Genomic DNA, 9,177 nt, shown 5'->3' with positions numbered 1-9,177 from the left:
TCGGACAGCTGACCGGCGCTTTCGACGTCACCGCCTTCATGTGACAACGCCGCGAACCGGGCCGGCACCCCGCGGGGTGCCGGCCCTTACTGCGTCCGGCCCCCGACCGTTTCGCCCGGTCGTGCAAGCAACCCGCTGCGCCACCCACCGCCACCCCTCGCTACGATCACGCTGGGGAGCGTTTCATCACGCCATCGGGGGCAGTAGCTCAGCAGGTTAGAGCAGCGGACTCATAATCCGTCAGCCGTGGGTTCAAGTCCCACCTGCCCCACCGCATGACCTGCGTCGACACTGAAGCCGAGATCGAATCGCCGCGCTCCGGTGCGAGACCGGGTGCGAGTAGTTCCCCGAACCTGCCTGCACGCCCTCAGCGGCGGCCGCGTGGTTCGAGGTGCGCGCCTGCGGATGCACGAACGCCCCGCGGTCCCGCCGGCCGTTGGGCCAGTCGGGAAAGCGGGGCGCGAGACGAGTGGGTATTGCCCTGGCTCAGATGACGCCGAGGTCCAGCATCGTGTCGGCGACCTTGGTGAAACCGGCGATGTTGGCGCCGAGGACGTAGTTGCCGGGGGCGTCGAAGGTTTCCGCGGTTTCCTGGCAGGCGTGGTGGATGTCGGCCATGATCTCGGACAGCCGCGTGTCGGTGTACTCGAAATGCCAGGAGTCGCGGGAAGCGTTCTGCTGCATTTCCAGGCCCGAGGTGGCGACACCGCCGGCGTTGGCGGCCTTGCCGGGTCCGAACGCGATACCGGCGTCCTGGAAGACCTTGATGCCCTCCGGCGTGGTCGGCATGTTCGCGCCTTCGCCGACCCCGACGACGCCGTTTCGCACCAGCGTCGTGGCCGCGTCGCCGCCGAGTTCGTTCTGCGTAGCGCACGGCAGCGCAATTGCGCACGGCACGTCCCAGATCGAACCGCCGTCCACGTACTCGGCGCGGGACTGCCGGTCGGCGTACTCCTTGATGCGGTCCGAGCGGATCTCCTTGATGTCCCGGATCAGTTCCAGGTCGATGCCGGACTCGTCGACGACGTAACCGGCGGAGTCGGACCTCGCGACCACGGTGCCGCCGAGTTCGTGCAACTTCTTCGCCGCGTAGATGGCGACGTTGCCGGAGCCGGACACCACGACCCGGTTGCCGTCGAACCCGCTGCCGCGGGCGCGCAGCATCTCCTGCACGAAGTACACCGTGCCGTAGCCGGTGGCCTCGGTGCGCACCTGCGAGCCGCCCCAGTTGAGGCCCTTGCCGGTGAGCACCCCGGACTCGTAGCGGTTCGTGATGCGCTTGTACTGGCCGAACAGGTAGCCGATCTCGCGGCGGCCGACGCCGATGTCCCCGGCGGGCACGTCGGTGTACTCACCGAGGTGCCGGTGCAGCTCGGTCATGAACGACTGGCAGAACCGCATGACCTCGGCGTCCGACTTGCCCTTCGGGTCGAAGTCCGAACCGCCCTTGCCGCCGCCGAGCGGCAGGCCGGTGAGCGCGTTCTTGAAGATCTGCTCGAAGCCGAGGAACTTGACGACGCCGAGATCCACCGACGGGTGGAACCGCAGCCCGCCCTTGTACGGGCCGAGCGCCGAGTTGAACTCCACCCGGAAACCGCGGTTGACGCGCACCTCGCCCGAGTCGTCCTGCCACGGCACCCGGAAGATCAGCTGCCGTTCCGGCTCGCACAACCGTTCGAGAACCCGGGCGTCCAAGTAGTCCTGGTGCCGCTTCAGCGCTGGTTCCAGCGATTCCAGCACCTCGTGCACCGCCTGGCTGAACTCCGGCTGGTGGCCGTCGCGGTCCTGAATGGAGCCGAAGATCTCGGCGGTCAGGCGCAGGCCGTTCACGTCAGGGCTGGTCACTGTTCGCACCTCCGTCGGTGAGTGCGCGCACGCGTCGTTGCAGAACGCTCGTACTGTTGAGCGTTCGCCATCCTTTCACTCCTGGTGACGCGCTGGCCAGTCGCCCGGCTCGGAGCTGCTCGCGACACCGCGACAAGATCATTATCATGAATATAATCAAAATCCTTGACCTGCCGTGTGGTCGCGGTCACGCTTGCTCCCGTCAACGGCGACGAAGGAGTCCGAATGAAGACCGAAGGAGCCCTGCTCTGGGAACCGGGCACCCGATCCGGCTGGAGCGTCGAGGAGATCGAGCTCGACCCGCCGAAGGAACGGGAAGTGCTGGTCAAGCTGGCCGCCTCCGGAATCTGCCACAGTGACGACCACCTCGACACCGGCGACCTGCCGCTGGACTGGAAGCCGATCCTCGGCGGGCACGAAGGCGCGGGCGTGGTGCAGGAGGTCGGGCCCGGCGTCACCGAACTCGAAGTCGGCGACCACGTCGTGCTGTCCTTCCTGCCGTCCTGCGGGCACTGCGACATGTGCGTCAAAGGCAAGGCGAACATGTGCGCGCTCGGCGCCGGAGTGCTCGCCGGTTACGCGCCGGACGGCACCAAACGCGTCCACGCGCGCGGGCAAGGCGTCGGGGCGATGTCGTACCTGGGCACCTTCAGCCCCTACGTCGTGGCTCCGCTGGACGCCGCGGTGCGCATCGACGAGGACATCCCGCTGGACAAGGCGGCGCTGATCGGTTGCGGCGTGCCGACCGGCTGGGGTTCCTCGGTGTACGCCGCGGAGATCGAACTCGGTGACACGGTCGTCGTCTTCGGCGTCGGCGGTGTCGGTATGAACGCGGTGCAGGGCGCGGTGCACCGCGGCGCGAAGAACATCGTGGCCGTCGACCCGGTCTCCTACAAGCGCGACCAGGCCGCACTGTTCGGAGCCACGCACACCGCCGCCGACGCGGCCGAAGCCACCTCGATCGTCGAGGGCCTGACCAACGGGCAGATGGCCGACCGGGTGATCGTCACCGTGGGGGTTTGCTACTCGGACGTGCTCGCGCCCGCGGAAGTGCTGACCAAACGCGGTGGCGTGCTGGTGCTGACCTCCGCCGCCCCGGTCGCCCAGACCAGCACCGAGATCAACCTGTTCACCCTCGCGATGTCCGGCAAGCGGTTGCAGGGCTCGCTCTACGGCACGACCAACGCGCGCACGGACATCCCGCTGATCGCCGACATGTACCGCAACGGGCGGTTCAAGCTCGACGAGCTGATCACCCGCACCTACGACCTGCACGACATCAACCGCGCGTTCGCGGACATGCGGGAAGGCAAGAACATCCGCGGCGTGATCATGTTCGATTGATCCGCAGGCGCCGAGGGAAGGAGTCCGGATGGGGATCGCAGACGGTGCGCAGGTCGTGCGCCGCTACCTCGACGCGGTCGGGGAGCTGGACCACGAAGCCCTCACCGCCACGTTCCATCCGCAAGTCGTCATGCTCCTGCCGTTCGCCCCGGAGGGCATTCCGCAGGAGATCTCCGGCAAGGACGCCGTGTCCGAGGCCATGAGCGGGATGTTCTCGCTCGTGACGCCGCTGAACTTCCGGGACTACCGGATCACCAGGCTGGAGGGGGAGCCGACCTACCTCGCGACCTACACCAGCGACTCCACGATCAGGTCGACCGGGCTGCCGTACCGGAACAACTACATCTCGTGGTTCACCGTGCAGGACGGCCTGATCTCGCGCTTCGCCGAGTACTTCGACCCGATGGTCTTCGCCAAGGCCATGGGCGCCACGGTGCAGATGCCCGGTTGAGCGCGCGGCGCATTTTCCGGGAAGCCGCCGGAATCGATGTTGTGAGCCGGTTCATCGCCGAGATCGTTGTACCGGCGAACCCGCCTTGGCACCGTGATGTCCGAGGAGGCGGGAATGAGTCGATACGCGCGCGTGGCGTTCACCGACGCGGTCCGGGACATGCAGGTGGAGCAGGGCAGCCGCCCACCGCACCGCAGGGACCTGGGCTCGGCGGTGGGCGCCGACCCGGATCCGCTGGGTGAGCGGGAGACCGCGTTCATCAGCGAGCGGGACGGCTGCTACCTCGCGACCGTCGGTGCGACCGGCTGGCCGTACGTGCAGTTCCGCGGCGGTCCGCCCGGGTTCCTGCACGTGCTCGACCCCCGCACGCTCGGGTACGCGGACGTGCGGGGGAATCGGCAGTACATCACCGACGGGAACGTGCGCGGCGACGACCGGGTCGCCATGTTCTTCATGGACTACGCGCACCGCACCAGGCTCAAGCTGTTCGGGCGCGCGCAGGTGCGCGGCCTCGACGACGACCCGGCGTTGACCGCCGAGCTGAGCGAGCCGCGCACCGACGGCCGGGTGGAACGGTTGGTGCTGATCAACGTCGAGGGCTACGACTGGAACTGCCCGAAGCACATCCCGCACCGCTACTCCGCGGCCGACCTGGCCAAGCTGAACCACCGCGTGGACCAGCTCGAAGCGGAGAACGCAGCGCTGCGGGCCCGGCTCGGGGAGTGATCAGGCGGTGCCTTCGTAGGCTTTGCGCAGGGCCTTCACGTCGAGCTTGTGCATGGTGTACATCGCCTGCTTGAGGCGGTCGGTGCGCGCCTGGTCCGGGTCGCGCAGCATCTCGAACAGCTCCTGCGGCGCGACCTGCCAGGAGAGCCCGAAGCGGTCCTTGAGCCAGCCGCACGGTCCCTGCTCACCGCCGCCCGCGAGCAGCTGCTCGGTGCGCCGGTCCACCTCTTCCTGCGACTCGCAGTCCACCATCAGCGAGATGGCTTCGGTGAAGTGGAACAGCGGGCCGCCGTTGAGCCCGACGAATCGCCGCCCGAACAGCTCGAACTCGACGGTCAGCACGCTGCCCGCCGGTCCTGGCCCGGATTCGCCGTTGCGCATGACTTCGACGATCCGGGCGTCCTCGAATATCGAGGTGTAGAACTCCGCGGCTTCCTCGGCCTGACCGTCGAACCACAGGCACGCGGTGATCTTGTTCATGGGCTTGCCTCCCGTAGCTGCGTTGTCCCGATGAGGACTCCGCGGGCCGGGGAAACTCATCGCGAACGGCAGCGGTACCGGTCGGGGCGGCACCACGAGAGCAGGGCAACGTTACGAGCAGCAGCCGGCCGAGGAAGATGCCGTTGCGAATGATCAGCACCACCCGAGCTGAGCCGTGACCGGGCGAAGCGGGAACAGCGCCGCACGGAGGAGCGGGGTCCCCTCAGCAGCAGCGCGAACCGGGATTCGTGTCGCCGCGATCGACGTGCCGCCGCCAGAACTCCCGCTCGCCGAGCGGAGTGCTGGCGGGGTGGTGCGCGCGGTGGTGCTCCAAGTACCGCTCGTAGGCCGTTTCGCCGACGATGCCGCGCAGGATCTGCCAGCCCGAGCGCACTGCGCTGCGGAACCGGGCCCAAGCCGCCCGGGACGCGGAACCCCGCGCCCCGGGTGCGCCTGCTGGCGAACTCATGTGCCCGCCCCGATTTCCGCGCGCTCGCGCTGCTGCTGCCGCTCCTCGGCGGTGGGGATCAGCCCGGACGGCGCCCACAGCTGCGACTCGGTGTGCGGCACCTCGGTGTCCGGAAGCGGCTCGGTCGTGCGCAGCGCCTTGATCCACACCCGGATCGCGTCCACCAGCACGATGATGATCAGCACCGCGAACAGCACGCTGAGCACACCGTCCACAGTGGAGTTGGTGACCACCTTGTGCATCTCGTCGACGGTGCTCGCCGATCCCTTGCTGGTCTGGCCCGCATCGATCGCCGCCTGGTACGAGGCGCGCTGGGCGAAGAAGCCGAGCTTCGGGTCGGGGGAGAAGACCTTCTGCCAGCTCGCGGTCAGCGTCACCACCGCGTCCCAGGCCAGCGGCACGATCGTCACCCAGGCGTACTTAGCCCGCCCGCGCTTGATCAGGATCGTGGTGGCCACCGCCAGCGCCACCGCCGCGAGCAACTGGTTGGCGATGCCGAACAGGGGGAACAGCTGGTTGATCCCGCCCAGCGGGTCGTTGACCCCGGCCCACAGGAAGTAGCCCCAGCCGCCGACGATCGCCGCGCTGGACAGCCAGATGCCCGGCTTCCAGGTCACGTCCCCGAAGCGCTTCCACACGTTGCCGACCGTGTCCTGCAGCATGAACCGGCCGACCCGGGTGCCCGCGTCCACCGTGGTCAGGATGAACAGCGCCTCGAACATGACCGCGAAGTGGTACCAGAACGCCCGCATCGCGTCGCCGCCCATGACCTGCGAGAACACATCGGACAGGCCGAGCGCGAGAGTCGGTGCGCCGCCGCTGCGCCCGACCAGGGTCTGCTCCTCGACCGCGGCGGCCGCTGCCGCGAGCTGCTCCGGGCTGATCTGGAAGCCGACCCCGGCCACGGCTTGCGAGGCGGATTGCACGGTGTCGCCGAGCGCGGAGCTGGGCATGTTCATCGCGTAGTACATGCCGGGGTCGATGATGCAGGCCGCGGCCAGCGCCATGATCGCCACGAAGGACTCGGTGAGCATCCCGCCGTAGCCGATGACCCGGACCTGCGACTCCTTCTCGATCAGCTTCGGCGTGGTGCCGGAGGACACCAGCGCGTGGAAGCCGGACAGCGCGCCGCAGGCGATCTGGATGAACACGAACGGGAACAGCGCGCCCGCGAACACCGGCCCCTGGCCGTTCCAGGCGAACTCGGTGACCGCCTCGGTCTTCATGGCGGGCATCGCGATCACGATCGAGATCGCCAGCATCACGATGACGCCGACCTTCATGAACGTGCTCAGGTAGTCCCGCGGTGCCAGCAGCATCCACACCGGCAGCACCGAGGCGACGAACCCATAGACGATCAGCGCGAACACGACCTCGTTGCCGGTGAGCGTGAACGTCTCGGCCAGCGCGGAGTCGGCGACCCAGCTGCCGCCGACGATGCTCAGCAGCAGCAGGACGATGCCGATGATCGAGGTCTCGATGATCCGGCCGGGCCGCACGTAGCGCAGGTAGAAACCCATGAACAGCGCGATCGGGATCGTCATGCCGATCGAGAAGCTGCCCCACGGCGAGCCCTTCAGCGCGCCGACCACGACCAGCGCCAGCACCGCCAGCAGGATGATCATGATGGCGAGCACCGCGACCAGCGCCGCAGCACCGCCGACCGGGCCGATCTCCTCGCGGGCCATCTGCCCGAGGCTGCGCCCGTTGCGCCGGGTGGAGAAGAACAGCACCACCATGTCCTGCACCGCACCGGCGAACACGACTCCGACGATGATCCAGATCGTGCCGGGCAGGTAACCCATCTGCGCGGCCAGCACCGGGCCGACCAGCGGCCCGGCACCGGCGATCGCGGCGAAGTGGTGGCCGAACAGCACCCGGCGGTCGGTCGGCTGGAAGTCGGTCGCGTTGTTCAGCCGTTCCGCGGGGGTCGCGCGGGTGTCGTCCACCCGCAGCACCCGTTTCGCGATGAACCGGGCGTAGAAGCGGTAGGCGATCGCGTACGAGGCCAGCGCGGCGAACACCAGCCAGGCGGCGGAGATCTCCTCGCCGCGGCTGATCGCGATGACCCCCCAAGCGACGGCGCCGACCGCCGCCACCAGCACCCACGTGATGATCTGCGCAGGGCTCCACTTGCGTCGCTGCGGTGACCCGCCGCTTGGGGTCGCCGTTGTCGTCGTGCTCGCCACCGTCCCCGGACTCCGTTCTGCGATCGCGATCTTCGCGGGCGCATCGTGCTGATCTGATCGCACTGATGTGCAAAGCAGTCGCAAGGATCTGCCTGCGATGTCCTCGATGTCCAGTGGAAGACCGGGAAGTAATCGGGATGTAAGAGACTTCGCCGGTCGCCCGCACATTTGCGGCCGGGGAGGTTGCGCCGGGGCCACCGCCGCACCGGTGGCCCCGCCCCGGCTCAGCCGTTGTGCTTGGCCACCACGGACGCGAACTGGTCCAGCCGCGCCAGCGACTCGTCGCGCGGCTCCGTCGGCAGGTAGAACAGCAACCGGTCCACCCCGGCCTGCTCGTACTCCTCCACGACCGCCTCGCGCGGCGCGGCGTACAGCGAAACCGGAACCCGCCAGCCCGCCTGGTCGCGGACCTTGCTGATCAGGTCGCCGAGGTTCTCGACACCTGCGCGCGGGAGCCAGCCGCCGCCGTACTCGGCCACCCGCCGGAACGCGCGGTCGCTCTCGCCGCCGATGTAGATCGGCGGGTGCGGGCGCTGCACCGGCTTCGGCCACGCGTAGATCGGGTCGAAGTCGACGTGCTCGCCGTGGAACTCGGCCTCGTCCTTCGTCCAGATCTCCCGCATGGCCCGGATCCGCTCGTCCATCAGCGCGCCGCGGGTGCGCGGGTCGGTGCCGTGGTTGCGCATCTCCTCGCGGTTCCAGCCCGCGCCGATGCCGAACAGCGCCCGCCCGCCGGAGACCAGGTCGAGGCTGGCGACCTCCTTGGCGGTGGTGATCGGGTCCCGCTCGATCATCAGCGCGATCCCGGTCCCGAGCAGCAGGTTGTCGGTGACCGCCGCGGCCGCGGTGAGGCTCACGAACGGGTCCAGCGTGCGGTAGTACATCCGCGGCAGGTCGCCGCCGCCCGGGTACGGGGTCTCCCGGCTGACCGGGATGTGCGTGTGCTCGGCGAGGAACATCGCGTCGAACCCGCGCTGCTCCAGCGCGCGACCGAGTTCCGCCGGGCCGATGCCCTCGTCGGTGTTGAACGTCGAGATGCCGAATTTCATGGCCGTTGAGGCGGCCGGGAGGCCGCCTATCCTCCCATCCGATCGCGCCGGTTGCTTCGCCGACGGTAGTCGACCGCCACCGCCGCGGCATCGGGTGCGTCGGTGGTGCCGCGGTGGTCCCGGAGATCGTCGATCTCCAGCGCGCGCAACCGGAGTCGCGTATGTCCAATTCGGACAGATCGGTGCGGGTGGGGCAGTGCGCAACCGCCGGGCGGTGCCGTTCGGCCTGCCGCGACCGGCCGAACAGGACCCGTCCATCCGGCACCCGCGGTGTCCCAGGCGATCCACTCCGTAATCGCGCGTTCGGCGGGCGATAAGCTGACCTCCTCCACCGGTCGGCGTCTCGGCTGCGAAACCGGTATGCGTCGGCTGCCAACCGCCAAGGAGGTCTGGGCGTCATGGACAGATGTGACGGTTTCGATCGCATTGCCCGTGACCGCCCGGCCGGGCGACGGGCTGGCGGCCATGGATGAACTGACGACCAAGCTGACCGAGCTCTACCAGGACAACTACCGGCAACTGCTGCGGATCGCGGTGCTGCTCGTGGACGATCGGGCTGCCGCGGAGGACATCGTGCAGGACGCCTTCGTGCGGGTCTACGACTCCCGCGCGCGGCTGCACGAC

General features: G+C 68.7%; 9 protein-coding genes and 1 tRNA gene. 5 read left to right on the top strand and 5 right to left on the bottom strand.

Translation table 11 applies throughout. The features are described 5' to 3' along the window. The first annotated feature begins 197 nt into the window (after positions 1-197). A tRNA-Ile gene (locus IJH84_RS23035) sits at positions 198-271 on the top strand. 215 nt (positions 272-486) lie between these two features. Here IJH84_RS23035 and gdhA read toward each other — a convergent pair. Further along, positions 487-1,830 carry an NADP-specific glutamate dehydrogenase gene (gdhA, locus tag IJH84_RS23030; RefSeq protein ID WP_295148914.1) on the bottom strand — a complete coding sequence of 448 codons (1,344 nt, stop codon included), beginning with the start codon at positions 1,828-1,830 and terminating at the stop codon, positions 487-489. A gap of 240 nt (positions 1,831-2,070) precedes the next feature. On the opposite strand from gdhA, the gene IJH84_RS23025 reads away from it, so the two are divergent. The 3 genes from IJH84_RS23025 to IJH84_RS23015 all read left to right on the top strand — a co-directional run bounded on the left by IJH84_RS23025 (position 2,071) and on the right by IJH84_RS23015 (position 4,366). Next, on the top strand, positions 2,071-3,189 hold the full coding sequence (locus IJH84_RS23025) for an NDMA-dependent alcohol dehydrogenase (protein ID WP_200071013.1): 1,119 nt from the start codon (positions 2,071-2,073) through the stop codon (positions 3,187-3,189). Positions 3,190-3,217: 28 nt separating this feature from the next. Then, positions 3,218-3,640, top strand: a complete 423-nt coding sequence (locus IJH84_RS23020; RefSeq protein WP_295148907.1) for a nuclear transport factor 2 family protein — start codon at positions 3,218-3,220, stop codon at positions 3,638-3,640. A 114-nt stretch (positions 3,641-3,754) separates the two neighbouring features. Then, positions 3,755-4,366 carry a pyridoxamine 5'-phosphate oxidase family protein gene (locus tag IJH84_RS23015; RefSeq protein ID WP_200071015.1) on the top strand — a complete coding sequence of 204 codons (612 nt, stop codon included), beginning with the start codon at positions 3,755-3,757 and terminating at the stop codon, positions 4,364-4,366. Here the strand turns inward: IJH84_RS23015 and IJH84_RS23010 are convergent, their stop codons facing one another. From IJH84_RS23010 to IJH84_RS22995, 4 genes are all read right to left on the bottom strand, one after another. Further along, positions 4,367-4,846, bottom strand: a complete 480-nt coding sequence (locus tag IJH84_RS23010) for a VOC family protein (RefSeq protein ID WP_295148905.1) — start codon at positions 4,844-4,846, stop codon at positions 4,367-4,369. 223 nt (positions 4,847-5,069) lie between these two features. Then, positions 5,070-5,315, bottom strand: a complete 246-nt coding sequence (locus tag IJH84_RS23005) for a YbdD/YjiX family protein (protein ID WP_295148903.1) — start codon at positions 5,313-5,315, stop codon at positions 5,070-5,072. Continuing rightward, a complete protein-coding gene (locus IJH84_RS23000) occupies positions 5,312-7,432 on the bottom strand; it encodes a carbon starvation CstA family protein (RefSeq protein WP_295148911.1) in 2,121 nt (706 codons plus the stop codon). The genes IJH84_RS23005 and IJH84_RS23000 overlap by 4 nt, the downstream gene beginning before the upstream one ends. 296 nt (positions 7,433-7,728) lie before the next feature. After that, a complete protein-coding gene (locus IJH84_RS22995; RefSeq protein WP_200071018.1) occupies positions 7,729-8,553 on the bottom strand; it encodes an LLM class F420-dependent oxidoreductase in 825 nt (274 codons plus the stop codon). A gap of 432 nt (positions 8,554-8,985) precedes the next feature. Here IJH84_RS22995 and IJH84_RS22990 point away from each other — a divergent pair. Beyond that, a partial coding sequence (locus tag IJH84_RS22990) for a sigma factor (RefSeq protein ID WP_295148900.1) occupies positions 8,986-9,177 on the top strand: 192 nt, incomplete at its 3' end.

It is taken from the genome of Saccharopolyspora sp., assembly GCF_017434145.1.
GTDB lineage: Bacteria > Actinomycetota > Actinomycetes > Mycobacteriales > Pseudonocardiaceae > Saccharopolyspora_C > Saccharopolyspora_C galaxeae.
Note: the sequence above shows the minus strand (reverse complement) of the source record. Positions and strands in the feature narration are given on the sequence as shown.

Coding starts and splice junctions, on each gene's coding strand:
- IJH84_RS23025 (WP_200071013.1), top strand. CDS start 2,071: ATGAAGACCGAAGGAGCCCTGCTCTGGGAACCGGGCACCCGATCCGGC.
- IJH84_RS23020 (WP_295148907.1), top strand. CDS start 3,218: ATGGGGATCGCAGACGGTGCGCAGGTCGTGCGCCGCTACCTCGACGCG.
- IJH84_RS23015 (WP_200071015.1), top strand. CDS start 3,755: ATGAGTCGATACGCGCGCGTGGCGTTCACCGACGCGGTCCGGGACATG.
- IJH84_RS23010 (WP_295148905.1), bottom strand. CDS start 4,846: ATGAACAAGATCACCGCGTGCCTGTGGTTCGACGGTCAGGCCGAGGAA.
- IJH84_RS23005 (WP_295148903.1), bottom strand. CDS start 5,315: ATGAGTTCGCCAGCAGGCGCACCCGGGGCGCGGGGTTCCGCGTCCCGG.
- IJH84_RS22995 (WP_200071018.1), bottom strand. CDS start 8,553: ATGAAATTCGGCATCTCGACGTTCAACACCGACGAGGGCATCGGCCCG.